We start from the raw sequence: 26,437 nt of genomic DNA on the forward strand, positions 1-26,437 counted from the left end.
TTTAAAACTTTTCTATTGGATAGATTTTATACAAAGAAGGTAATAATGTATAAACAACAATACTTTATTTCTGGCAAGGTACAAGGTGTTGGCTTTAGATTTTTCACAGAGCAAATAGCAAATAATATGAAACTAAAAGGATTTGTAAAAAATCTCAACGATGGAAGGGTAGAAATTGTAGCTTTCTTTAATACTAAAGAACAAATGAAAAAATTTGAAAAATTATTAAATGGGAATAAGTATTCAAACATCGAAAACATTGAAAAAATAGTTTTAGATGAAAACTATCCTTTTCAATTTAATGATTTTAAAATTTATTATTAGGGCTTGCCCCTCGTTTAACAAGTACCTTAACCTTATTTTTTGGTTTAATATTGCGCACATAAGAATTGTTATTTCTAGAGCAAGACACACTAGTTCTAAAAAAATGTTCGACTTTAAATTTCAAAAACTCTAAAGACTTTCTGTTTCTACAAAAAATATTCAAATTGCCATCAGAGAATTTAATATCAAGCCCACAATTACAACTTGTTTTTAAAAACCTGCACGAAATAAAACTACCATTTGAACTATTTCTATCAAAAAGAATAAAATATTTTTTACCTCTTTTGGAATCTTTAAAATAAATTCTAAGCCATTCTCCTGCTCGCTTAACTGAAGCCAATCTATCATAAAGATAAGAAATGTAAATCTTTCTATTGTCATTAGATTTTAAAATTTTTTTAAAAAAATAATGAGGACCTATTTTCATATAAATTATATAATATCTTATTAATAAAATATTTCCTAATATTTCCCAAATGTATTGATACTGCCTGAATTTAAAAAAACAAAAACTATAGCTTATAATTAAAGATTATTGATAAGTATTCTGTAAGTTTTATATAGTTATAATTGTATCCATATGTGGCTTTAAAAGCTTTGCGAATTTTAACATTTAATCCTCTAACCATTGCCAAAGTTTCTAAATTGTCCTTTAACATCAAATTTTTAATTACAATCAACGTTTTAATATAATTATCATCAAATATATGATGTTCTTTTATCAAACTTTCTAAACGATCCATTGTAAGAATAGAATAAGTAGCTTTACGTCTAACATATGTATAAATTCTTTGATTAAGCAATGTTAATAAGTTATTATCTGCCTTATCATCTAAATTATCTAAAACATACCGATTATAATGAAAGGCCGTTGTTATGTCATTTGGCTCGTGCCCCAAAACCTTTGTTATCCAATAATTCATTTCCATGTTTTTGGGCGCAAATGCAAGATAAGAAAATTTACAATAAATTGCTCTGCAAAAATAAACAGACTCTTCAGGAGCAAAAATATTATTAAAAATTTGACGAAACAATCTATTATAACTGTATGCAAGATTTGAAGAGATTATCTCTTTAGTAAGATTCTCGGTCTGCTCCATATAGCGTATTTCTTTTATGGAATTAATTATTAATTCGGGATCTGCAAAAGCTGGAAAAACAACTTCATTAACAATATTATTTTCTCGCTTTTTTGCAATAAACTCCATACGAATATGATTTTTATCTGCGATATAAAATTGTGAAAGCTTCATTACTTCAACAGGACGACGTCCTATTGCCATTAAAACTCCATAAAATTTCAATCTAATATCTCGGTTTTGATTCAGTAAAAGCTTAATTATTTCAATATAGGTATTTAAATTAATTTTAACAAATATCTGCTCTTTCCTATAACTATTAATTTTTTCAATTTTATATTTATGAGCATAATCATTTAGCCATTTTGGAGTTACAAACAAATCTATAAAATATTGAAAATAGGGTTTCTCATCATTCATTTGATTTAAAAATATTAACTCTTCTATTTTTTTTCGATCTTTAATTCCTATATTTTTTAATTCTTTTATTCTTCTTGATTTCCAAAAAAATAAAAAAGTATTATCTCTTCTAATCCTTTCAATTACTGAAAGATTAATATATTCTTTAATTATTTTACGAGTCTTTGAAAGATTTAATATTATTGAACGATTTGTAAATTTATCTTTTCTAAAAAGAATAGCTTTGTGATTCTCTGCAAGAATTTTTATTTTTTCTTTCAATTTTAAATACGAAAGCTCGTTATTGAGATATTTTTTATATAGAATTTCTAATTCTTTTCTAAATATTTCAAAATCATTTTTTATCTTCACTTTTGGAGGCATATTAATTCAATTATACCAAGTTTAAAATCTTTAGCTAAGTAAAAAATTTCTGATTTTAAAAAAATATGCTTATATATTAAATTAAATTATATAATATGTACTAGGATACATAATAAACCAAAGAAATATTCTATTCACACCGATCAATCTTTTTATTAATTTAAATCATAAAATAATAAACTTCGAATTTTAAATAAATTCTTTTATCTCCCAAAAAAAGAGCTATTTATAATAGCTCTCTAATATTGTGTATCACAAGTTTTGTAATAGCAATTCCAAAAAAATTTCCTATTCTTTTTCCTGCAAAAGTAGAGCCTTATCATACGCTTTAATAAAGGGTAAATACATAAATACTGAAATAATCAATAATAATAAAACCAGAACAAACGATTTAATATCAAGCCCTGTAGAAAAAAAAGCTGCAATAGGAGCAGGGGTTGTCCATGGAACCAGAGTCCTAACCCTTTCAATAATTCCAAAATTAGTAAGAGTATATGCAACAATTATATTAAATATAGGGATAAGTAAAAAAGGAATACCTAATATGGGATTTAAAACTATTGGTGCACCGAACATAATGGGTTCATTAATATTAAAAAGACCAGGCGCAAATGAAAGTCTACCTATAGCCTTTAGATGTTGGGATTTACTAAGCATCATAGCAATAGCAAGCCCGAGAGTTGCGCCAGCACCACCAATATACACAAATGAATCAAGAAATCCCCCCGCCAAAATATGAGGAAGCGGAAGATTGTCAGAAAGAGCCCTAATATTAGAATCAAGATTTGACAAAATTATAGGATTAAGCAGAGCAATAATAACATTGGTACCATGAAGACCGCAAAACCATAATATATGAACAATAAAAGAAATTGTTAAAGTCCCAACTAAAGTATCACTAATTTGCAAAACAGGCCTAAACATGCTCATAATTATTTCGGGGAAAAGGCTTCCTAAAGAACTTTGAATAGCAATATTAACACTTTGAGCTACAATTGAAAGTACAACAACAGGAATTAAAGCTTCAAAAGATTTTAAAACAGCAGGCGGAACAGACTCTGGGAGCTTAATTGCCATATTTTTTTGAACTAAAAATTTATAAACCTCAACAGAAAAAATAGCAGCAATAATAGCCGTAAATACTCCTTGAGCACTAAAATATCTTGCATCAATTATAGGAAACCATGAATTAGGCTGAATTCCCCATTTAGCAGCATCTCCACCATAAGGTATCCAATCTGATTGTCCAGCTAAAATTAAAAATGTATAAAGAGATAAAAATCCTCCTGTAATACCACTAAGTTTATAATGATTAGATAGGTTATAACCAATACCAAAAACAACAAATATAGACATAATACCCATACTTACATAAAATGGCTGAACAAGATTTCCTTTATATTTAGCCATTAAATCAACATACCACTGTTGGTATAACAATGTTTGAGAATCTGTAAAGGGCAAATTAACTAAAAGTAAAATAAAAGAACCAACTATCAAAAAGGGCATAGAAAAAGTAAAGCCATCTCTTAAAGCAATTAAATATCTATTTGAACCAATTTTACTAGCAACAGGAACTAAAGTAGTTTCAATAAAATCTTGAAAATTCATGAAAACCATCCTCCAATAAAAACTAATTAAAAGTTATAATTAATAACTTATAATATTTATTATAATATAATTTATCCATCAATAAAAACTAATTAAAAGTTATAATTAATGACTTACAATATTTATAATAATATATTATAATTAATATCAATGATGATAAAATCCTTATAAGATATATTTATAATAAAATTATTTATTTTAAATAAATCTTATAATATAATATTTGTAAGATATATTAAATAATATTAATTATTGCTTTATAAATAAAAGGAGAATATTTTATACATGAATAAAAAAATATATAGCATAGAAGAATTAATAGACAAAATAAGTATGCCTGTTGTAGCTTACTCTGGTGAGGCTAAAAGCTTTCTAAGAGAAGCTTTAGAATATGCCAAAAACAAAGAATATGACAAGGCAGAGCTTACTATACAAGAAAGTAAAAAATCTATTGCAAAGGCCCATGAAGCACACAGAGAAATAATACATCAATCAGCCACTAATCCAAACTCTGTTAAAACACCTTTTATTTTAATTCATGCTGAAGATCATTTAATGTCTGCAATTTCAGAATTAAGCATTTTTGAAGAATTAATCAATGTTTATAAAATAATAAATGAAATAAAAAAATAGGAGAAAATATGAACATACTACTTGTATGTGGAGCTGGAATGTCCACAAGTATGCTGGTACAAAGAATTGAAAAATATGCCAAATCAAAAAATATAAATGCAACAATTGAAGCTATTGCTGAGACACGCCTTAGCGAAGTTGTTGACCGATTTGACGTTGTTTTACTTGCACCACAGTCAAGATTTAATAAAAAAAGACTTGAAGAAATCACAAAACCCAAAGGAATTCCAATCGAAATAATTAACACAATCGATTATGGAACAATGAATGGCGAAAAAGTATTACAACTTGCAATTAATGCATTTAACAATAAAAGTTCTATTTAAGGAAGGCTAAAATGAAAGAAATTGGAATATCCATATACCCTAATGTAAGTCCTAAAAATAAAATTATTGAATATCTTGAAAAAAGTGCTCATTTTGGATTTACTCAAGTATTTACCTCTTTACTCTATATTAACGGAAATGAATTTGACGTATTCAAAGAATTGCTTAGCATTGCAAATAAAAACGGAATAAAACCTATTATTGATGTAAGTCCTGAAATTTTCAAAGAATTAGGCATCGATCTTTCAAATCTTAGAAATTGTCCAAAACTAGATTATTTTAAAAAGCTTGGCGCCTGGGCAATTAGATTAGACAATACATTCACAGGTATTGAAGAATCATTAATGACTTTTAACGACTCTGACCTTAAAATTCAACTTAATATAAGCAATATAAATAAACATATTGATACAATAATGTATTTTAAGCCTAATATAAAAAATTTACTTGGGTGTCATAATTTTTATCCTCACAAATATACAGGACTTTCAAGAAATTTCTTTAAAGAAACAACAAAAATATTTAAACATTATTCAATCCCAACAGCCGCATTTATTAGCTCTAATAATGCAGAAGAATGCGCACGAGGGAAAGAAAAAGAAGGTGTTCCTACACTAGAATCACATAGATCTAAAGATATAGAAACCCAAGCAAAAGATCTTTTCAAAGAAGGAATAGATACAGTCCTAATTTCTAATTGTTTTCCAAGTGAAACAGAACTAAAAAAAGTATCAAAGGTAAACAGAAATATTTTAGAGCTAAAAGCAGACCTAAATCCAAATGCAAATTCAGTAGAAAAAGAAATAATCCTTGAAAATTTACATTTTAATAGAGGTGACATTAATTCCTATAGAATTCGATCAACTATGCCAAGAGTGTACTACAATAATAAAAAATTTCCTGTGCATTCTCCAAATGAAATTAAAAAAGGAGACATCCTAATAGATTCTTCAGAATACTTAGGTTATACCGGAGAACTTCAAATAGCACTAAAAGATACCCCAAATAATGGTCTTGTAAACGTAGTTGGGAAAATAATCAATGATGAAATATATCTACTTGAAAAAATAGAACCTTGGGAAAAATTCAAAATAATAGAAAATAAATAAATGCACTAATAAAAAGTTTCTTTATTTTAAAAATTTTTCAATTGCTTTAAGGACATAATAATAAACAGTAATGTAGGACTCTCTTAAATCAAGATTTTTAGAACTATCAAGAAAATATATAAACTCATTGGTAGAAGAATTAAGGTCCTCAATCTTATTTTTAAGTTCAAAATCCCGATTAATAGCCCTTATGTCGTCCAAATTAAAAATAATAGTGGCAAAATTCTGAATATTACTATTGATGCTATTTTTAAAAGAAATTTTTTTGTCAAAACTATTAATATCGCTAAATTCGGGTTCATTTGAATTTAAATTAGAAATTGTTAATTTAAACTTACGATCAAAAAAAATACCAAAATCATAGGTTAATAAGCTTACTTTTTTAGAACTTAAAGCCAATTTCATTATAATATTATTGCTAAATTTATCTAAAATAAAAAAATAAGAATAATAACTAATATCTTTAATAGAATCAAAGTAATTCTTAGTATGAATGCCGGTTTTAAATTTACCATCTCCTAACGATTCATACAAAGCAATCTCGCTTTTTATTACCTCATCCAAAGGTCTAATAAAAATTGAAGAAACACTAATATTGCATGAAAACAAAAAAATAATAAAGGGAAAAATAAAATTAAACTTTTTTTTCATCTAAAATTTCTCATTTAATATACTAAAATATATTAATATTAAAGAAAAGCTTGCATAAAAAGCATAACAAATTCTTTAATAATTAAAATCAAAAAGAATATAATTATTGCACTAGAATTAAATTTATACAGTTATATAGAATCACTTAAGGAACAAAAAATGAAATACCTTAAAAACATTTCCTTATTTTTGTTAATTTTAGGTTGCAAATCCATCCCAAATGGTAATTTCAATCTACACGATACAAACCACAAATTAGGAAAACTAAAATTTCAAGAAGACTCAATAATAAGCAGAAATTATGACAATAAAATATCCATTGTGGGAGTATACAATCCTTTAACAGAAAAAGAAAATTTTAAAGTCAATGTTTTCATCAAAAAAAAAGGATTACAAATAGATCCTGAAAACATTTTGATAAATGAAGAAAAAATTAATTATTCAAAATATAAAGCAGAGCTCAAAGTAAAATCTAGCTTTAATAAAAGCATTATTAGTATTTCAATAACTAATTCAAGAGATCTATTAACCTATATTTACGATAAAAGCACAGGAAAATACATAAACATTGACTTTAAGGACAATTGGAATGTATCACATAGCATAAAATTTAATAAGGAGTACATTTTAGCATATATAACAGATTTTGATAAAGAAATTAAAATATCTAAAAATATTTTGCAAAAACGTATTGACAATAGAAAAATTGAAATTGAAAAAACAGAGCTTAAAACAGAATATAATGAAATAGAGGATTATTACATCTACAGTATGAAAATTCCAAAATTATTTGAAAAATCAGACACCCTCTCAGAAACTTACGAAACATTTGTTATAGCAAATTATTACCCCTGTGAAAATTTAAATATACTGTTTTTGAATTTAAGCTTATACTCTGATCAATTGCGCTTTCTAAACTCTATTTATGATGAGAATGATAGAAAATTAAAAATGGAGCCTCCTGTGAGAGCCTTAAAGAATTCAAAAACAATAAAAGAAACATTAAATATAGTATTAAGTCCACAAAAAATAATAGAGCTGGCAAAAAACATTGAAAAAGATATTACGCTAAAATTAAAATCTTACGGAGAAAAGGGAGAATTTACATTTGAAATATATAAACCACTTCTTTTAAAATTCTTAAAAGAAGTAGATCATTGCATAAAAAATTTGCAATCAAGTAGGCATAAATTTTAACTTATTGACTCTTACACATTTAACTGTAAATTCACCAACAAAACTTTACTTTTTTAAATAAGTGTATTATTATTAATTTCAGTGCTTAATGCAATAAAAGATCAAACGATAGGAGCTTAAAATGTATCAAATAAAAACCAACAAGATGCCTTTTAATAAAGTAGTAGACCGAAGATTGAAAATATTTTGGGTCATCCAAAAACTAAGCGCCAACTACTTCATATCTAAAAAAAAATACTCTCTAAGCAATGTTGTAGCAATGACAAATTCTATATTGGAAAAAAAAGGATTCAAAAAGGTTACTAAAAGAACGATACAAAATGATATAAAAATTTTTGAAACTTTAGGATTAATTAAAAGTCATTTCAATCCACTTGGAAAAAACAATGGGAGTTTTACTTACTATACAATAAATAAAGCACTTGAAAAATTCGCTAAAAAAATTATCAGTACAGCATATTTTATTGACAAAAAAACAAAACATGAAAAATCAAAAAATAAGCAACTAAAAAAATTTAAAATAATAGAAAAATCTCAAAAATACAAAATTTCACATCAAATAACTTCACATGTATTAAGTAATAATATAAGTAAAAAATATAAGAATTCTAAGCATTTTTTAAAAAGAAAGAACCAAAATTTAAAAAAGACTATAAACTTCCTAGAAAAAAAAATTAAAAAAAAATCAAAATCAATAAATCTAGAAGAAATAAAAAAAATAACAGAAAACGACATAACCTATAAGAATTCATTATGGAACTTAAAAGATTTCATGGAAGAATTATACGAGTATGAGGAAAAAAAAATAATAAAATTTTTCAAAAAAACTCTAGAAAAAAAAAACAAAAAAGTATGGTTTATGGCAAAAAAATTTAAAAATACGGACTTTGATGAACTAATAAAAAAATTTAAAATTCAAAATAAAATGGAAAGAAGAAAAGATTGTGAAAACGAAACACAAATTAATACACCAAATAACATAAAAAATGCTATTGCATTAATGAAGACTCTAATAAAAAAACTAAAAAGTAAAGAAAAAACAATATAATGAAAAATAAAGAAACAAAAAAAAAATTTTTTAACAAAATTGAAAAATTGGAAAACAAAATTATTTACCACACAAAGATATTTAGTATGATAAATAATTTTGAAGCAAAACCAAAAAAAGGAAAATTTTGGCTATGCCTAAGAAATGTATTTAACAACAAAAAATACGAAAGTTTTCATTTATTTTCAGTAAAAGAAAATGATAAATTTTTAGGAATTTTCTATGGTTTTATAAACATTCCAAAACCATTTGTTATAAATTACTCAGAAAAAGGAACAAAAAAAACCATAAGATTAAAAAAAATATTTTATATGGAATTCAAATTTAAAAAAGGAAGCGTTCTTTGTTATCTAAGAAGCCTATACATATTAACTAAAAATAAAAATAAAAATAAAATTTTTTATAAATCTCTTTTAGAAAGAACTCTAAAAATTGAAGAAGAAATACATAAATTTTATGGTAAAAAATATAAAATTGATAAAGGAATATTAAATTGGATAAAAAAAACCCAAAAATAATAACAATTGCATCAATAAAAGGAGGGGTAGGGAAAAGTACAACATCGTTAATATTTACAAATATACTCTCAAAAAAAAATAATAAAATATTATTAATAGATTTAGATCCACAAGCAAGTAGTACAAGTTTTTATATTAATAGCTTAAGGGAAAAAAACCTTGGCCCAAAAGATATTAATATATATAGAGTTCTTAAAAAAGAAATAGATATAGAAAATTCAATAATCAAAATAGATAACAATATAGATTTCATAGCAAGCCATATAAACCTGAGCAAATTTAATGAAGAAAGCATTTCATTAAAAGAAAATTTACTTAAAATTTTCTTAAGTTTTATTCAAAACAGATACGACTTTATTATAATGGATACCTCACCTACATTAGGAAGTTTGCTTAATAATAGTTTAATCATCTCAGATTACTTAATTATACCTTTACCGACAGATCAGTGGGCAATTGAAAGCTTAGATCTAATAACTAGCAGACTTGATGATCTTTTTAGAAAGGATTTGCCAATATTTTACTTAATAACCAAATTTATTGAAAGACAAAATATTGATAAAGAACTTAAAAAGTTTATTGAGTGTGAATATAAAGGCAGATTCTTAGGAAGTGTTCCAAAAAGAGACAATTTACGTAAAACCATTTTTTATAGAGAAGAATTCAATTCTAATGAAGATTATTATAAGGCTTATGAAAAAATACTTGAAAATTTTTTAAGCATACTTTCAAATTAGTTCCATATGGAACTTTTAGTTCCATATGGAACTAATTTGAAAGTATGCAATGTGGAGTAAAAACAAAAAATGAAATTAAATAAAAAAATAGAAATTATTAAAAGGGTTGAGCTAAATGGAAGTGAAATAAAAAAAAGCAGAGAATCTAGATACTTAAAATTGAAAGAAAAATTAAAAATTTTGATAAAAGAGGAATCTTACAACAAAATTGAAACAGCCCGAATTTTAAAAGAAATTAATGATAATAAGTATTACGTTATAGACAAATATAAAAGTTTTGGCCATTTTATAAGAGATTATAATATGGCCAAAACTACTGTTTATAGATACATTAAACTAGCAATAGGAATTGACAGCGGCAAAATTAATTATGAATTAATTTTAAAAAAAGGAATATATTATGCTATGCAATTATTAGAAAATAATGAGATTATAGTCAATTCAAAAAGAATATTAAATAGGTCACTTAGGCTAAAAATTGAAGACGAAAAAAGCTTTAATTTTTATAAATCAAATACAAACTTTGCAAGTTTCTTGCTAAAAGAGATATATTATGATAATCAGAAACTACTTATAAATATTAAAAATAAATATGACAATTTGAAAGATAAAAAATAGTATTATAAATTTATAAAGTAGTACTATATTAAAAAAATGTTTCAAAAACACTTTACAAAAAAATAAAATACTATATAATAATCTATATAGATTGAGATGCAATGTCTCGCTCTTGTTGTTTGATTAGAATAATAAGTTGGCTACCATAAGGTAGCCTTTGTCATTTTTGCAAAGGATTAAAATAGGAATTATTTACCCTCTATATCAATTCTATTTTGCAATAAAAATTTATTTTAAACTGAAAATAAAAACCAATAAAGATTATAAAAATTAATTTTTATAATCTTTATTTTCAATCGATTCAACCATTACTAGAAAGTCCAAAATTTTATATTTTTTCAAGCTTAAATCTTCCAATCCAATTCTAATTTTAACTTCCTTATTCTTATAAGAAGCATCTTCTTCTTTAATCATCCTTTCTAATAAAGACTTGGTCAAAACAAATGAGGAATAATTAATCCAGTTGCCAAAAAAATGGTTATTATCTCTTTTGTAGCTTACTTTTCCCTCAATTTTAGTTCCATCTGGCAGTAATAAAGGATTCTGCTCTGTTATACTATGGTTTCTAAATCTTGTATATAAGACTATTTTAGTTATTCCTGTTTTATAATTAAAAATACCTTTAAGTTCTGCATTTTTGTTTAAACTTTGGTATATTCTAAATGTTTTTCCAAATTGATCGTGCTCAACGTTTAAGGAAGTGCAAGATATTAATAAAAAAAATACCAACAATTTTAAAAATTTTAATTGATTTTTATATAATATCATATCCCTCTCCTTTGATAAAAAAATTATAAACTGGTGAACATAATAATATATTTTTTATTAGATCATTGCAAACAATTTTTGATAAATTAATTTTTATTTCTTTAAATCATTATTTTAGGGCTTCTTGGTTACTACTTTTGTTTAGTATCGCTTTTGCTAGAAATGTATAAAAAAGTTTTTAACCTCTTAGAAGGTGCTTTAAAAGCAAGAAAGCTCTATACAAGAACTTTTATTGTCACAAAGGAAGTTTTAAATATGAAATTTAATTTAAAATTAAATCCTAATTTTTTAAAATTCAATATCAATTTATTTTTTAATAAAAAAATAATAAATCTAAGTAAATCTAATTTACAAATAGATAAATAATTAAATTTAAAATTATTTTTCATATGTATAATAACCATTGGAGAGTAAGTAATAATAGAATAATTTAAGTGCTTTTAATAACTTTAATGTAAAATTATATTTCATATATAATAAAATATAGGCAAAATTTAAATTTATAAAAACTTGTAAGGATGCTTGTATGAAAATATTGATAAAAAAGTTAAAAGTTGTATTATTTCTCAATTTAATTTTACTTATTTCTTGTGTTAATGAAAGTAATGGAAACAAATTAGTTTTTAAGCTAAATATTGGAAGTGAACCTGCTACTTTAGATGCTCAATTAATAAACGATACGGTTGGATCAGGGATTGTAAGCCAAATGTTTCTTGGCATTTTAGATGGAGATCCCAGGACTGGAGGGTACAGACCGGGACTTGCTAAAAGTTGGGATATTTCTGATGACGGAGTAGTTTATACTTTTCATTTAAGAGATAATCTTGTTTGGAGTGATGGAGTTGCTATTACTGCCGAAGGAATAAGAAAATCTTATCTTAGAATTTTGGATAAAAAAACCGGCTCATCTTTTGTTAACATGATTAAGTCCGTTATTAAAAACGCAGAAGAGTATTTTGACGGCAAAGCAAATGAGTTTGAGCTTGGAATTAAAGCTCTTGATGAAAAAACTTTAGAAATAACGCTAAAATCCCCAAAGCCATATTTTCTTGATATGCTAGTACATCAAACATTTATTCCTGTACCAGTGCACGTTATTGAAAAGTATGGGCAAAGGTGGACAGACCCTGAGAATATGGTTGTTAGTGGTCCTTTCAAATTAAAATCTAGAGTTTTAAATGAAAAGGTTGTTCTTGAAAAGAATAATAAATATTATAATTCCAAAGATGTTGTTCTTGACAGTATTATATTTTTTGTCGCAGATAATAGCATTACAGCTTATAATATGTATTTAAATGATGAGCTGGATGCAATTTTTAAGAATGTTCCACCAGATTTACTTAAGGATCTTAAGCTTAGAGACGATTATTATTCAATGGGTACTAATTCAACCTCTTTTTATTCTTTGAACATGAAAGTAAAACCGCTTGACAATGTTAAAGTTAGAAAGGCGCTGTCTTTTGCTATTGATAGAAAAACTTTAACAGAGAGCGTTCTTAATGATAGTTCTATTCCTACAAGAAGAGCAACTCCAGATTATATTGATTACTCTTATAAAAGCAATTTAAGCTTATTTGATGCTGAAATGGCAAAGAAGCTTTTGGCAGATGCAGGGTATTCTAATGGCAATAATTTCCCTTTATTAAAAGTAAAGTATAATACAAATGATCGCCAGAGAAAAATTGCTGAATTTATTCAAAATCAGTGGAAGAAAAACCTAAATATTAATGTCCAGCTTGAGAATGAAGAATGGTCAACATATATAAATAGCAGGGTAAATGGTAATTATGAAATAATAAGGGCAGGATGGTCAGGAGATTATGCTGATCCTATGACATTCTTAAGCATCTTTCAAACTGAAAACACATCTTTTTCATCTTATGGATATTCAAATTCTGAATATGATGAACTTTTAATAAAATCAGATAATGAAAGAGATATTTTTAAAAGACAGGAAATTCTAAAAAAAGCAGAAGCAATAATAATCGAAAGAGATTTTCCGGCTATATTTCTTAATATAACTTCTTCTAGTTATCTTTTTAGAAACGACAAATGGAGAGGTTGGGAGCCAAATATTTCAGAAAGATTTAATTTATCTGAAATAAAACCAATTAAATGATTTATGTTTTTTTCTAATTGTAAATAGTTTATAGCTATATCTTTTGGTTTAGCTATAAACAAAAATAAGAAATGAATTCTTAAATTAAGAATTCATTTCTTTAGCTTAATTATTTCAGAATTATTATTTTTAAATAGAGTAAATACTAGTATATTAATGCCAGAAAAAGCATTATAAAAACAGAAGGCAGTATTATTTTTATTATTCTTTTTCTACCAAGGTCGTGATTTCTTTAAAAGAAGGATGGAATATTTTAATTTTTTAAAGATTTAGTTATTTAATTTGATAAATGTTTTTTATTTTTATGTTATGTTAAAAACATCGTGAGGATGGGATTCTTTTAATGAAGAATGACTTATTTTTACAAACTTAGAATTTATTTTTAAATCAGATATTGAAGCTGCTCCTAAATAGCCCATTCCAGACATTAAACCGCCTTTTAATTGAGTCAAAATATCTTTTAATTTTCCAGAATACGGTACCATGCCTTCAATTCCTTCGGGGACTAATTTTTTAGGTTCGTTGTTTTCTAGTTGAAAATATCTTGATTTGGAGCCTCTTTTCATAGCAGAAATAGAGCCCATTCCAACGTAAGATTTGAATTTTTTTTCATTGTAAATTATTTCTTCAGAAGGAGATTCTTTTGCGCCTGCAAAGAGATTGCCTATCATTACGCTATCAGCTCCTGCTGCGATGGCTTTAACCACATCTCCTGAAAACCTAATTCCGCCATCTGCTATAATGCAAATATTTGTACTTTTACAAGCCTCATAGACATCGCAGATTGCTGTTATTTGGGGAACTCCAACTCCTGCAACGATTCTTGTTGTGCATATGCTGCCCGGACCTATTCCTACTTTTAAACAATCTGCTCCTGCACTTATTAAATCTAATGCAGCTTCTTTAGTTACTATGTTGCCAGCAATAAGGTCTAAGTTTGGGTACTTGGTTTTAATTTTTTTGACAAGCTCTATTATTCTTGTAGAATGTCCATGGGCAGAATCTATGACAAGTATATCTACATGTGCTTTTACAAGCTCTTCAACTCGTTCTATGGTATCAATATCAATGGAAACAGCAGCGCCTACTCTTAGCTTGTTATTTAAATCTTTGCATGAATTAGGAAAATCTTCTTTGTGTTTTGCATTTTTGCATGCATCGGATTTTTTTAGATGTTGTTTTGCTGTAAATATTTCGGGTTTTTGATCGTTTGTATCTCCATTAGTGTTAATAGTCTTTTGAAATTTATATGTTTTTACTTTTTCTATCTCTTTTCTTTGAGCTTCTATTGACATATTTTTATGTATAATTCCTATTCCACCCTCTTTAGCAATGGCTATTGCCATTTGGCTTTCTGTAACAGTATCCATTGCTGAACTTAAAAATGGTATGCTTAGGGATATGTTTTTTGTTAATTGTGTTTTTAAACTAACCTCACTAGGCAATACAGATGATTTTCTTGGAATTAAAGATACATCATCAAAAGTTAAAGCTTCTTTTGTTATCTTATTTGGCATAAAGTTTCCTTTTTATTGTTCTTGCTATTCCCATTCTATTGTTGATGGAGGCTTAGAAGATATATCATAACAAACTCTATTTATACCCCGAACTTCATTAATTATTCTTGAAGAAACTTTTTTTAAAAAACTGTAAGGAAGTTCAGTCCATTCTGCAGTCATGAAGTCTTGGGTATTTACACATCTAATTACAGCTGTATATTCGTATGTCCTTTGATCTCCCATTACGCCCACAGATTTGACAGGAAGCAATACAACGAATGCTTGTCTTATTTGATAATATAAATCATTTATAAAAAGCTCCTCTGTTAGAATATTTTCTGCTTCTTGTAGGATATTTATCTTTTCTTGTGTTACTTCTCCAATTATTCTTATAGCTAGTCCTGGGCCTGGAAATGGGTGTCTGTAAAGAGATTCTTTTTTAATTCCTAGATTTATTCCAATTTGAATTATTTCATCTTTAAAAAATTCATTCAAAGGTTCTAAGAGTTTTAAATTCATATTATCTGGGAGTCCCCCTACGTTGTGATGAGATTTGATTTTTGAAGAAGAGCTGTTTTTTGATTTAGATTCAATTACGTCAGAATAAATTGTTCCCTGGGCCAAATATTCTATATTTTGATCTTCTAGAGTAATTTTTTCAAAAACATTTACAAATTCTTTTCCTATTATTTTTCTTTTTTCCTCAGGATCACTTATATTTTTCAAACGGTTCAAGAATTTTGTAGAAGCATCAATATATTTTATATTTAAATCATATTGATGCTTTAATTCTAGTATTTTTTTATCTTCATTTTTGCGCAACAATCCTGTGTTTACAAAAACACAGATCAAATTTTCGTTTATAGCTTTTTTTATAAGTAATGCACAAACCAAAGAGTCTGTGCCACCAGAAAGTCCTAAAATAACCTTTTTGTTTCCTACTTTAAGCTTAATTTTTTTCACAATGGTTTCTAGATTGCCTTCTAATGACCAATTAATTTGGGCTTGGCAAATTTTAAAAACAAAATTTTTAATTATTTGATCGCCAAATTCAGAATGAGTTACTTCTGGATGGAATTGTAGTCCATAAATTTTTTGAGTTTCATTTGATATAGAGGCAATACAATTTTTTGTAAAAGCTAATTGTTTGAAATTATCAGGAATTTTTTCAATACTGTCTCCATGACTCATGATAATTTGAAATTTGTTTGGAAGTTCTGAAAATAAAAGAGATTTTTCATCTTTTAGAAAGATTTCAGAGCTTCCATATTCTTGCTTTGAGTCTTTAGATACTAGGCCTCCAAATAATTTGACAATTATTTGCATTCCATAACATATGCCCAAAACAGGTATTTTTAATTTAAAAATTTCCATATCTAAGGTAGGAGCTTCTTTTGAATAAACAGAAGCAGGACTTCCACTTAGTATTATTCCTGAGATGTTCATATTTTTAATTTCTTTTAAAGGAGTATAATAAGGCATTACTTTTGTATAAACGCCAATTTCTCTAATTCTTCTTGCAATTAGTTGACTATATTGGGATCCAAAATCTAATATAAGTATTGTCTTAGCATTCATCATATAAGTCCTTAAAATAGATTAAAAATTTTCTTATCAAAGTAAATTTCATTTAATTCTAGCATATTTAGCTTTTCTTATGTCGATTTTAAAATCAGATTAAGACAATATTTTTCAAATTCTTTAATATTTATTCAAAATATTGAAGAATTTGAAAAATATATTTTTTCAAATAAAAAATTGAAAAACAAAATTGTTGGACTAATAATTCATAAATAAAAAGGAGGCACAAATTAATGAAAAAGAATACATTAAGTGCAATATTAATGACTTTATTTTTATTTATATCTTGTAATAATTCAGGGAAAGATGGGAATGCATCTGCAAATTCTGCTGATGAGTCTGTTAAAGGGCCTAATCTTGCAGAAATAAGTAAAAAAATTACAGAATCTAACGCAGTTGTACTTGCTGTAAAAGAAGTTGAGACTTTGCTTGCATCTATAGACGAACTTGCTAAAGCTATTGGACAAAAAATAGAATCAAATGGCGGTTTAAATGCTGATGGAAATCAAAACGGATCATTAATATCAGGAGCATATTCAATTTCAAAATTAATAAAACAAAAATTGAGTATATTAAATTCAGAAGCATTAAAGGAAAAAATTGATGCGGCTAAGAAATGTTCTGAAGCATTTACTGACAAATTAAAAAGTGAGCACGCAAGTCTTGGTAAAAAAGATGCTACTGATGATGATGCAAAAAAGGCTATTTTAAAAACAAACGTAGATAAAACTAAGGGTGCTGATGAGCTTATAAAATTATCCGGATCATTAGAAAGCTTATCAAAAGCAGCTCAAGCCATACTGGCTAATTCAGTTAAAGAGCTTACAAGCCCTGTTGTGGCAGAAAGTCCAAAAAAACCTTAATTAAGATCAATATTATAAGATTAATTTGTTTTAAAAAAGTAACTGGAAAAATAAAGTCAATATAAGTCAAGAAAGATTTCTTGGCTTTTATTTTTTTATTTTCCCAAAAAATTTCTTAAAATTCATTTTAACTTTAACTTCTTCTTTTAAAGAATAAAAATTTATTTTAAATCCGTTAATAAGTTAAGTTTAAGTATTCTTAATATAAAAAAATTGGGTAGTAATTTGATTTATGGATTGAAAAATTTTGATTTTCAAGGCCTAATAGTTTTAGCAGATTTTTAAAAATAAGTAGTTTTTTTGTAGCTTTGTCTTAGAAGTTATATAAAGTTGATTAATAAAGAAGCATTTTAATAATAAAAATTCTCTTTTTTATGATTTATAATTTAGGTTTTTGAAATTGCAAATTTTAAATTTTTTTTATAAATAGCAAATCGGTTAATAAATATAAATAAATTTAATAATAAAAACTAGACACAGTATTATCATTACTGGAGAGATTTTATTTTTTTTATTTTCCAATAAATTAAGTATTATGTTTATTAAAACATAAAATATTATTCCAATACTTATCCCCGAAGAGATATTGTATGTTAAGGGAATTAAAAAAAGTATTAAAAAACTGGGAATATTTTCTCTTATATTAGAGAAATTAATTTTTAATATTTCTCTGCACATTGAAAATCCTACATATATTAGTGCTGCAGCAGTTGCACTAGCAGGAACTGCAATAAATAATGGTGAAAGGAATATTGCAATAAAGAACATTATTCCCGTTACTATTGTTGTAAGTCCAGTTTTACCACCTTCTTCTATTCCTGTGCAACTTTCAATGTATGCGGTTACAGTTGAAACTCCCATTATTGCCCCAACAGTAGTAGAAATGGCATCAATTAAAAATATTTTGCCGACATTAGGAATTTTTCCATTTTTGTCTAACATATTACCTTTTGCTGCCACTGCTATTAAAGTGCCCAAAGTATCAAATAAATCGTTAAACAGCAATACCAATACAATTGTAATAAAACTCCAAAAATGTTTGCTTAATATGTAGGAAAAATCTAACTGGTTAAATATTGGCCCAATAGATTCGAATCTTAAAATTCCATCTGGAAAACGTATTCCAGCAGCTACTGCGCTTTCTGGACTAAAGGTTGCATATATCCAAGCTATGGCAGTGACTGAGCAAATTGCCCAAAGTATACTTCCCCTTACATTTAATTGTTCAAAAATTACAATAAAAAATAATCCTAAAAATGTAAATAAAACTTTCAAGTCAATGAATGATCCAATTCCAACCAATGTAGCATCATTTTTAACAATAATTCCCCCATTGACAAAGCCAATAAAAGCAATAAAAAGCCCTATTCCAACTGTAATAGAGTATTTTAAATTTACCGGTATGGAATTTGCAATACTTTCCCTAGCTCTTGATAAAGATAGTACAATAAAGATTAGCCCCTCGATAAAAACAGCAGCTAGTGCAACTTGCCAAGGAATATTCATTCCAATTACTACAGAAAATGCAAAAAATGCATTAAGACCCATACCCGGTGCTAGTGATATAGGGGTATTAGCATAAAGCCCCATTAATATACTAGAAAATGCTGATGTTAAGCAAGTTGCAGTAACTAATGCGCCAATTGGCATACCTGTGCTAGATAATATTGCCGGATTAACAGCTATTATGTATGCCATGCTTAAAAAAGTGGTAATACCACCGATAATTTCTTTTTTATAATCAATGGTTTTGTTTTTAAATTGAAATAACAATGTTTCTTTGGATTGATTCATTACAAATTACTCCTCAAATTTTATTTTATATCAAAAATAAAACCAACGCTATTTATTGGATTTTAATCTATTAATAAAATATATTGATAAATCAAATTTTATAGAAATATTAATAGCCATAAATAAATTTAATAATAAAAATTAAGCATAATATTAGCAGTACAGGAGAAATTTTAATCTTTTCTTTACTAAAAAAATTAAATGATACATTTACTAAAATATAAAATGCTGCGCCAACAAAAAATCCTGAAGAAATGCTATAAGCTAAAGGAATCAAAAAAAATATTAAAAAGCTGGAAATATTTTCTCTAATATTAAAGAAATCAATTTTAATTATTTCTCTACACATTGAAAATCCCACATATATTAATGCTGCAGCAGTTGCGCTAGCAGGAACTGCAATAAACAATGGGGCAAAAAAAACTGCAAATAGAAATAATGTTCCAGTTACAATTGAAGTAAGGCCCGTTTTTCCACCCTCAGCAATTCCTGTAAAACTTTCAATATAAGTAGTAACAGTAGAAACACCCATTATTGCTCCAAAAGTAGTAGCAATGCCATCTACCAATAATATTTTTTTTGCATTAGGAATTTTTCCATTTTTATCCAACATGCCGCCTTTTGTTGTAACGCTTATTAAAATACCCACAGTATCAAACAAATCATTGAACAAGAGAATAAAAACTATTGATATAAAAGTCCAAAAATGCTCATTTACAACATAAGAAAAATCTAATTGATTAAATATTGGTCCAATGGATTCAAATTTTAAAACCCCGCTGGGAAGTTGTATTCCAATAGCCTGGGCGCCTTCTAAATTAAATATTGCATACATCCAGGCTATTGCAGTGACTGAGCAAATTGCCCAAAGTATACTTCCCTTTACATTTAATTGTTCAAAAATTACAATAAAAAATAATCCTAAAAATGTAAATAAAACTTTCAAGTCAACAAATGATCCGATTCCAACCAATGTAGCATCATTTTTAATAATAATTCTCCCGTTGACAAAGCCAATAAAAGCAATAAAAAGCCCTATCCCAACCGAAATAGAATATTTTAGATTTATTGGAATAGAATTTATAATTTGCTCTCTTACTCTTAAAAAAGATAAGAGAATAAAAATTAGTCCTTCAATAAAAACAGCAGCTAATGCAACTTGCCAAGGTATATTCATCCCAATTACTACAGAAAATGCAAAAAACGCATTCAAGCTCATTCCAGAAGCTAATGCTAAAGGCGTATTGGTATAAAGTCCCATTAGTATAGTAGAAAATGCTGCTGTTAGACAGGTTGCGGTAACTAGCGCACCAATTGGCATGCCTGTGTTAGACAGTATTGTTGGGTTAACAGCTATAATATATGACATACTTAAAAAAGTAGTAATGCCCGCAAGAATTTCCTTTTTATAGTTAATATCACTGTTTTTAAATTGAAAAAATAAACCTTTTACATATTTACCCATAAAACTTTCCTTTTTATTGTTTAAAAATATTTTCAATAATAATTATTAGGCTTTTAATTTTTTTTAAAGGCCTAATGCGCCTTATTAAGCATATTGTTCTGGAAAAAAATATCTTCGCTGTCGGGTAAGTTTGAAAATACAATAGTTTTAATAATCTTTTCAGAACTATTTGTAATAACAAATTTTCTTGCTTTAATAAGCTTTAAATAAGCTTTTAAAGAAATGTCTCTTCCAACGCTAAAAAAGGTTTGAAGATATTTATTGTCAATTAGCTTATGCCGATTAAATAGAAATAAGGCAATTATATCATTTCCAACTTTTAAAAATAAAGGTTCTTTGTACCTTAAGTTCCAAGCATTAGAAACAGTAAAATAATGTCTTAAAGAAATTTTATTATTCTCTTGAATTAATTTAATATATTTGGAATCTTTTTTTAATTCGGGAATGCCATCAAAATAGATTGTAGAACAAGACAATGTTAAAAATAGTAAATAAAAAAGTAATAAATATTTTTTAAAAATTTTCAAGAAAGTCCATAATATGTAAGTTTTTTTATAAAATTTTATTTTTAAATGCATATTCTAAAGTATTTTTTGTATTCTTGAAATTAACATCAATAAATCTTGGATCATATTGCAAGGTATCCTTAGTCCAAACCTGAAAAGAATCCTCGTTAAATAAAAAGACTAGCTTTTTGTAAGGGGTTAAAGCTTTTGACATAAGAGTAAAATTATCTTTATCAAGATTAATGTACAAAAACTTAAAATTTCCAATACTAACTACCTTAGAAATGGCAATACTTCCAATATATTTATTATCTTGAATTAATTTTAAATAACCTTTAGTAAAATTTAAATTTGAATCTAGCATAACATTTAAAAAAACACTAAATTTATTACTCAATTTATCTTTTTTAATGTATATTTGACTTTCTGGATAAAAATAAAGGAAATAATCTGCTCTTTCAATTTTTTCAAAATTCTTTTCTAAATCTTCAGCAATATTTAAAATCTTGCAAGAAGAGCAAATAAAAACCATTAAAATCAAAGAAAAACAGTATTTCATAATTAACTTATATTATACAATACAGAAAGGAGAGTATTTATATTAAATGAATGAAAACAAATTCAGCTCTTGTATTGAAAATTCTAAAGCCTATTCGGATTATATAATATCAAAACATAAAATATTGCTTATTCCTGTTCCTATAGTAAAAATTGCCATGGGGGAAGATCTTAAAATTTTCGAAATAAGTTTTCAAGATAAGAATAAAGATTTTCCAGGATATATTCAATTAAATAAAAAATCTTTATATATAAATGAAAACATGAGTCTTGAAAATAAAAGATTTACAATAGCAAAATACTTGGGGCATTATTTGATGCATCAAGATCAAATAAAAAATCTATCTAAAAATGAAAACTATTATAATGACATTCAAGATAGTCAAATGGTAACAGAAGCTAACATATTTGCAGCAAACATATTGATTCCAACAACCACATTAAAATTAAAATTATCTCAATATAAATCTAAAGAGTACCCCCAAAAAACAATAGCAAAAGAATTCCAAGTAACTGAAAATATAATTTATTTAAAATTAAGCATAATTAATGATCTTGTCAAAATAGATAAAATAAAAAAGAGTAAAAAATTTTTAAAAATTAAAAACACAAAAGAAAAAATAGAAGCCAACATCTACCTCCACAATACAGATAAAATTAAAGAATCAATAGCTCTTGATTTGGAAAAATATGAACTTGAAAAAAAAGAACGAATTAAAAAAATATTTGAAGATCTGGAGTAAAAAGCTTTCTCAAGTTAAAAACTTTTTGAGTATATATTCCATCTTTACATTCGCCAAGACTAAATAATTTTTACTCTTAACAAGAGAATCTAAATGGTTTTTTGCAATTACAATCCAATACTTATTATCCATAAATTTTTTAGCAGTTGGAAAATTTATTTTCAATGAAAAATTTTTCATAATTTTTTGTTTTTCAAGATAAGATAAAACTTCTGCCTTAAAAGATGCGCCTTGGGTCAAGCTATAAGCAATAAGTATTCTATATAATTTCTTATTATAAATAAAAAGGTCTTTAATAAAATTAATATTATTATTGAAACTAGATTCATCAACGTAAATATAAGCACTATTTTTACTATCACTCAAGCTTTCAAAATCAGATGAATAATGTAAATGTTCGTAGTCTTTTATTTTAAAATTTGAAATCTTCAAATCAGGATAATTCATTAAAGATGATAAAACAGTTAAATTTATTTTATCTTTTTCTGGTATTTTTACCAAAGATATAGTTGAACAACCATAAAACAATAAAAAATAAACGGATATTAAAAACTTCTTCATTTAATGCCTAATTGTATGCTTTTAGTAAAATAAAGTAAAGTAAATAAAAATATATAAATATTTTGATATAATTTAAAAATAAACTTTAAAAGGATGTAAAATGAGTTATTATGTGCTAAGCAAAATATTTCTATATTCTGGGTACCTTGTTATTGGATTTTTATCTTTTACAATTTTCAATAAAAATTTAAGAAATAAAATTAAAGATAAATTAAAAAATTTATACTTTTTATATTATTTAACTTTTTTTACTCTTTTTATTATTAGTTCAAATTTATCTTATTACTTCACTGAAAAGCAATTATTAAAGGATTTCAATATTTTTGAAAAAGAATTTTTTGAAATACATAAAATAAACGAACAATTTTTTCAAAAATACCTACTAAATTTTCCAGTACCAATAAGAATGGAATTGATGTCAAAATTTGATCCTCTATATACAGTGTTTAATGCTAGTTTTGAGAAATATGCTAAAAACATTGGAAAAAGTTCTTATGAAATTCAAACAAATTATAAAAATTACATCGGGGCAACAAATTCAGAAATTAAAGAAAAACTAGAACAAATAAAAGAAAATATTACTCCTATTTATAATAAATATAAATTACCTATTCTAAATGGAAAAAAAACAGAAATAAGTATTGATGAGAATGGAAATATTATTCCTGTTATAAAAAATGCAAACGGACAAATAACAGAATTACTGTTTTACGATCAAAATTATAATTTAATCCCCTTTAAAAAATTTGAAAGCTATAAAGTTAGATTTGATCTAATCCCAGAAAATAAAAACATAAACTTCAAAGAACTAATAAACGTTTACTATCTTGATGAAAAAAATATTATCACTCCCATAGAATATTATAAAAATAATATAGATACGAGCCCTTATTACATAGACTTGCAAGAAAATAAAGATGATTTTCTTAAGACAATAAAAATCAAAAAAGAATATGGTTTATACATTGAGAAAAAAAAGCAACTACAAAATTTAACTGAAAATGATAAACTTGATGATTTTAAAGAATTTTTATCAAAAAATAATAATATTTTTTCACCAAATACAATATTTTCCAACGGCAATCCAATATTTACTTATGCCATAAATGTAAAAGCAAAAAGTATTATAAATTATTTAATAACAAAAAAATTTAATATTAATTTAACAAATCAAAGTTCTCAAACAGCTCTTCATAGTGCCATAATTCAAAAATATGATTTAAATTTTATTAAATCACTTATCGAAAAAGGCGCTAATCCAAATATCAGAGATAGCGACAATAAACTACCCATAGATTACTCTGACAAAACTAGTGAAATCTATAAATATTTAATCGGAATTTAACTTTACAATGCTAATTGATGATTAATTCCATTGTAAACACCCTAAGCCAAATTGATCTTATTTATTTCTAAATTTAATTTAAAATAATTTCAATAAAAATAAAGATTATAAGCAATGCTTTATAACAAATGCCATGAAATTAAAGGGAAAAACAATCTTTAATGTTTTTTAGAAATACAAAATTTTATAAACAGCAATTCAATATAATATCATTTAGATATACTGATATTTACAAGATTAAAAAATCTTGTTAAGATATTAAGCGTATTATTCAAATTAATTATTTTAATTAATTAATTAATTTGCACTTAATAAAAAGGGGAAAATTATGTCAACATCATCAGCATCTATATCTATATTTACAATATTACAAAAAATAGGAAAAGCCTTCATGCTTCCAATAGCACTTTTACCAGCAGCTGGAATTTTATTGGGAATTGGGGGAGCATTTACTAATGAAACAATGATTCAGGCTTATGGATTGGAAGAAGTCCTTGGAAAAGGAACTGTTGCTAACTCAATACTTTATCTTATGAAATATACAGGGGAAGTAATTTTTGCTAACCTGCCTTTAATGTTTGCAGCGGCAATTCCAATCGGACTTGCTAAAGTAGAAAAAGGAACAGCTGCTTTAGCAGGAGTAGTGGGATTTTTGGTTATGCATCAAACTATAAATGGGATTTTGTATATACAAGGAATCACACCAGAAAGCGCAAGCTTAAAAGCACTATTGGAATTAGGAATGCCTGAAACAGCTGCAACTGCAAAAAGTCAGGAATATACAAGTGTACTTGGAATATTCTCTCTTCAAATGAGCGTAATGGGGGGATTGATAGCAGGATTTGTTGCTGTCTTTCTTCACAACAGATTCCATAATATTCAATTACCCACATTCTTAGCATTTTTTGGGGGCACAAGATTTGTGCCAATTGTAACTACAATGGCAATGTTTGTAGTAGGAATATTTTTAACATTTATTTGGCCTTTTATCCAAGGTGCAATGACTTCGTTTGGAAGAATTGTAGAACAATCAGGACTTTTTGGAACATTTGCATATGGAGCAATAAAAAGATCTTTAATTCCATTTGGACTTCACCATATATTTTATTTGCCATTTTGGCAAACAGCTGTTGGGGGAACACTGGAAATAAATAACGAATTAATCTCAGGAGCACAAAATATATTTTTCAAACAACTTGCAGATCCCAATACTGTATACTTTGAAGTTGAAAAAGGAACAAGATTTTTTAGCGGGGAATTTGTTGTTATGATTTTTGGATTACCTGGGGCTGCGCTTGCTATGTACCATACATCAAAACCTGAAAATAAAAAAAACGTAGCTTCATTACTACTATCTGCTAGCTTTACATCAATGTTAACAGGAATTACAGAGCCTCTTGAATTTGCATTCCTTTTTGCAGCACCAGCACTTTATTACTTTATATATGTTCCTCTTTTTGGACTAGCATATCTTTTAACACACCTTTTAAACGTAGGAGTTGGACTAACATTTTCTGGCGGATTTATAGATATGTTCCTATTTGGAATACTTCAAGGAAATAGCAAAACAAATTGGATAGCAATTCCTATCTTGGGAATCTTCTACTTTATTGGATTTTACTTTATATTTAAATTTGCAATCATGAAATTCAATCTTAAAACAATAGGAAGAGAAGACGAAGAGATGGAAAAAACCATGATGAGTTCAGAAAAAACAGGCTTATCAGAAACCGCTTCAAAAGTATTAGAGGGTCTTGGAGGAAAAGATAATATTACATACATTGATGCATGTGCATCAAGATTAAGAGTTAATCTAAAACAAATAGAAGTCATTAAATCAGACGCCTATTTCAAAAATCTAGGTGCCAGTGGAATATTAAAAAAAGGAAATAGTGTTCAAATTGTATTTGGAGGATTGTCCGATAATATAAAAATGGAAATCGACAAGCTTATGTAAAATTTTTAAAATATAAATAAAAACAGCTAATCCAATAGAAAAAT

The 26,437-nt window shown here is 26.3% G+C and carries 26 protein-coding genes; 14 read left to right on the forward strand and 12 right to left on the reverse strand.

Going from position 1 to position 26,437, the window contains the following annotated elements; all coding sequences use genetic code 11:
- The first annotated feature begins 45 nt into the window (after positions 1-45).
- Positions 46-324 carry an acylphosphatase gene (locus tag QIA19_RS00005; RefSeq protein WP_012622030.1) on the forward strand — a complete coding sequence of 93 codons (279 nt, stop codon included), beginning with the start codon at positions 46-48 and terminating at the stop codon, positions 322-324.
- Here the strand turns inward: QIA19_RS00005 and QIA19_RS00010 are convergent.
- The 3 genes from QIA19_RS00010 to celB all read right to left on the reverse strand — a co-directional run bounded on the left by QIA19_RS00010 (position 308) and on the right by celB (position 3,797).
- On the reverse strand, positions 308-751 hold the full coding sequence (locus QIA19_RS00010; RefSeq protein WP_301364892.1) for a hypothetical protein: 444 nt from the start codon (positions 749-751) through the stop codon (positions 308-310). The genes QIA19_RS00005 and QIA19_RS00010 overlap by 17 nt on opposite strands.
- 85 nt (positions 752-836) lie before the next feature.
- Positions 837-2,186, reverse strand: a complete 1,350-nt coding sequence (resT, locus tag QIA19_RS00015; RefSeq protein ID WP_301364893.1) for a telomere resolvase ResT — start codon at positions 2,184-2,186, stop codon at positions 837-839.
- Between the two features lie 288 nt (positions 2,187-2,474).
- A complete protein-coding gene (gene celB, locus QIA19_RS00020) occupies positions 2,475-3,797 on the reverse strand; it encodes a PTS cellobiose transporter subunit IIC (protein ID WP_012672993.1) in 1,323 nt (440 codons plus the stop codon).
- A gap of 285 nt (positions 3,798-4,082) precedes the next feature.
- Here celB and QIA19_RS00025 point away from each other — a divergent pair, with 285 nt between their 5' ends.
- The 3 genes from QIA19_RS00025 to QIA19_RS00035 are packed head-to-tail and all read left to right on the forward strand — an operon-like array spanning position 4,083 to position 5,865.
- The gene (locus QIA19_RS00025; RefSeq protein ID WP_010258204.1) at positions 4,083-4,430 is read left to right on the forward strand and encodes a PTS sugar transporter subunit IIA; all 348 of its coding nucleotides are present in this window, start codon (positions 4,083-4,085) and stop codon (positions 4,428-4,430) included.
- 8 nt (positions 4,431-4,438) lie between these two features.
- Positions 4,439-4,756: a PTS sugar transporter subunit IIB gene (locus tag QIA19_RS00030; RefSeq protein ID WP_010258206.1), complete on the forward strand. Its 318-nt coding sequence runs from the start codon at positions 4,439-4,441 to the stop codon at positions 4,754-4,756.
- Between the two features lie 11 nt (positions 4,757-4,767).
- Complete coding sequence (locus QIA19_RS00035; protein ID WP_301364903.1) at positions 4,768-5,865, forward strand: alpha3-beta1 integrin-binding protein; 1,098 nt, start codon at positions 4,768-4,770, stop codon at positions 5,863-5,865.
- Between the two features lie 21 nt (positions 5,866-5,886).
- On the opposite strand, the gene QIA19_RS00040 is transcribed toward QIA19_RS00035, so the two are convergent.
- On the reverse strand, positions 5,887-6,516 hold the full coding sequence (locus QIA19_RS00040; RefSeq protein ID WP_301364905.1) for a hypothetical protein: 630 nt from the start codon (positions 6,514-6,516) through the stop codon (positions 5,887-5,889).
- A gap of 159 nt (positions 6,517-6,675) precedes the next feature.
- On the opposite strand from QIA19_RS00040, the gene QIA19_RS00045 reads away from it, so the two are divergent.
- The 5 genes from QIA19_RS00045 (at position 6,676) to QIA19_RS00065 (ending at position 10,634) form a co-directional block, all read left to right on the forward strand.
- On the forward strand, positions 6,676-7,713 hold the full coding sequence (locus QIA19_RS00045) for a hypothetical protein (protein WP_301364907.1): 1,038 nt from the start codon (positions 6,676-6,678) through the stop codon (positions 7,711-7,713).
- 121 nt (positions 7,714-7,834) lie between these two features.
- Positions 7,835-8,761 carry a plasmid maintenance protein gene (locus QIA19_RS00050; RefSeq protein ID WP_301364909.1) on the forward strand — a complete coding sequence of 309 codons (927 nt, stop codon included), beginning with the start codon at positions 7,835-7,837 and terminating at the stop codon, positions 8,759-8,761.
- The gene (locus QIA19_RS00055) at positions 8,761-9,279 is read left to right on the forward strand and encodes a DUF226 domain-containing protein (RefSeq protein WP_301364911.1); all 519 of its coding nucleotides are present in this window, start codon (positions 8,761-8,763) and stop codon (positions 9,277-9,279) included. The genes QIA19_RS00050 and QIA19_RS00055 overlap by 1 nt, the downstream gene beginning before the upstream one ends.
- Positions 9,255-10,016, forward strand: coding sequence for a ParA family protein (locus QIA19_RS00060; RefSeq protein WP_301364914.1), 762 nt, complete (start codon positions 9,255-9,257; stop codon positions 10,014-10,016). The genes QIA19_RS00055 and QIA19_RS00060 overlap by 25 nt, the downstream gene beginning before the upstream one ends.
- Before the next feature lie 69 nt (positions 10,017-10,085).
- A complete protein-coding gene (locus QIA19_RS00065; RefSeq protein WP_301364916.1) occupies positions 10,086-10,634 on the forward strand; it encodes a chromosome replication/partitioning protein in 549 nt (182 codons plus the stop codon).
- Positions 10,635-10,904: 270 nt separating this feature from the next.
- Here the strand turns inward: QIA19_RS00065 and QIA19_RS00070 are convergent, their stop codons facing one another.
- The gene (locus QIA19_RS00070; protein ID WP_301364918.1) at positions 10,905-11,402 is read right to left on the reverse strand and encodes an oligopeptide permease-like protein; all 498 of its coding nucleotides are present in this window, start codon (positions 11,400-11,402) and stop codon (positions 10,905-10,907) included.
- Positions 11,403-11,928: 526 nt separating this feature from the next.
- Here QIA19_RS00070 and QIA19_RS00075 point away from each other — a divergent pair.
- On the forward strand, positions 11,929-13,521 hold the full coding sequence (locus tag QIA19_RS00075) for a peptide ABC transporter substrate-binding protein (RefSeq protein WP_301364922.1): 1,593 nt from the start codon (positions 11,929-11,931) through the stop codon (positions 13,519-13,521).
- 302 nt (positions 13,522-13,823) lie between these two features.
- On the opposite strand, the gene guaB is transcribed toward QIA19_RS00075, so the two are convergent.
- Both guaB and guaA read right to left on the reverse strand, forming a co-directional pair.
- Positions 13,824-15,038: an inosine-5'-monophosphate dehydrogenase gene (gene guaB, locus QIA19_RS00080; protein ID WP_301364857.1), complete on the reverse strand. Its 1,215-nt coding sequence runs from the start codon at positions 15,036-15,038 to the stop codon at positions 13,824-13,826.
- Between the two features lie 24 nt (positions 15,039-15,062).
- Entirely contained in the window at positions 15,063-16,598 is a 1,536-nt protein-coding gene (guaA, locus tag QIA19_RS00085; RefSeq protein ID WP_012686620.1) for a glutamine-hydrolyzing GMP synthase, read from the reverse strand.
- A gap of 236 nt (positions 16,599-16,834) precedes the next feature.
- Between guaA and ospC the strand changes: the two genes are divergently transcribed.
- Positions 16,835-17,464, forward strand: a complete 630-nt coding sequence (ospC, locus tag QIA19_RS00090) for an outer surface protein OspC (RefSeq protein WP_301364862.1) — start codon at positions 16,835-16,837, stop codon at positions 17,462-17,464.
- Positions 17,465-17,902: 438 nt separating this feature from the next.
- Here the strand turns inward: ospC and QIA19_RS00095 are convergent, their stop codons facing one another.
- The 4 genes from QIA19_RS00095 to QIA19_RS00110 form a co-directional block, all read right to left on the reverse strand.
- Positions 17,903-19,258 (reverse strand): NCS2 family permease, encoded by a 1,356-nt coding sequence (locus QIA19_RS00095; RefSeq protein WP_012672996.1) that lies wholly within the window; start codon positions 19,256-19,258, stop codon positions 17,903-17,905.
- Positions 19,259-19,367: 109 nt separating this feature from the next.
- Entirely contained in the window at positions 19,368-20,723 is a 1,356-nt protein-coding gene (locus QIA19_RS00100) for an NCS2 family permease (protein ID WP_301364867.1), read from the reverse strand.
- Positions 20,724-20,794: 71 nt separating this feature from the next.
- Positions 20,795-21,301 carry a hypothetical protein gene (locus tag QIA19_RS00105; protein WP_301364869.1) on the reverse strand — a complete coding sequence of 169 codons (507 nt, stop codon included), beginning with the start codon at positions 21,299-21,301 and terminating at the stop codon, positions 20,795-20,797.
- On the reverse strand, positions 21,276-21,788 hold the full coding sequence (locus QIA19_RS00110; protein WP_301364871.1) for a hypothetical protein: 513 nt from the start codon (positions 21,786-21,788) through the stop codon (positions 21,276-21,278). The genes QIA19_RS00105 and QIA19_RS00110 overlap by 26 nt, the downstream gene beginning before the upstream one ends.
- A 46-nt stretch (positions 21,789-21,834) precedes the next feature.
- Here QIA19_RS00110 and QIA19_RS00115 point away from each other — a divergent pair, with 46 nt between their 5' ends.
- Positions 21,835-22,530: an ImmA/IrrE family metallo-endopeptidase gene (locus QIA19_RS00115; RefSeq protein ID WP_012622041.1), complete on the forward strand. Its 696-nt coding sequence runs from the start codon at positions 21,835-21,837 to the stop codon at positions 22,528-22,530.
- A 9-nt stretch (positions 22,531-22,539) separates the two neighbouring features.
- Here QIA19_RS00115 and QIA19_RS00120 read toward each other — a convergent pair whose 3' ends face one another.
- Entirely contained in the window at positions 22,540-23,091 is a 552-nt protein-coding gene (locus QIA19_RS00120; RefSeq protein ID WP_012672999.1) for a hypothetical protein, read from the reverse strand.
- Positions 23,092-23,191: 100 nt separating this feature from the next.
- Here QIA19_RS00120 and QIA19_RS00125 point away from each other — a divergent pair, with 100 nt between their 5' ends.
- Positions 23,192-24,436 (forward strand): ankyrin repeat domain-containing protein, encoded by a 1,245-nt coding sequence (locus QIA19_RS00125; RefSeq protein ID WP_301364879.1) that lies wholly within the window; start codon positions 23,192-23,194, stop codon positions 24,434-24,436.
- 328 nt (positions 24,437-24,764) lie between these two features.
- Positions 24,765-26,393, forward strand: coding sequence for a PTS transporter subunit EIIC (locus QIA19_RS00130; protein ID WP_301364881.1), 1,629 nt, complete (start codon positions 24,765-24,767; stop codon positions 26,391-26,393).
- The last annotated feature ends 44 nt before the right edge of the window (positions 26,394-26,437 follow it).

This window comes from [Borrelia] finlandensis (assembly GCF_030438365.2).
In the GTDB taxonomy this organism is placed as follows: Bacteria; Spirochaetota; Spirochaetia; order Borreliales; family Borreliaceae; genus Borreliella; species Borreliella finlandensis.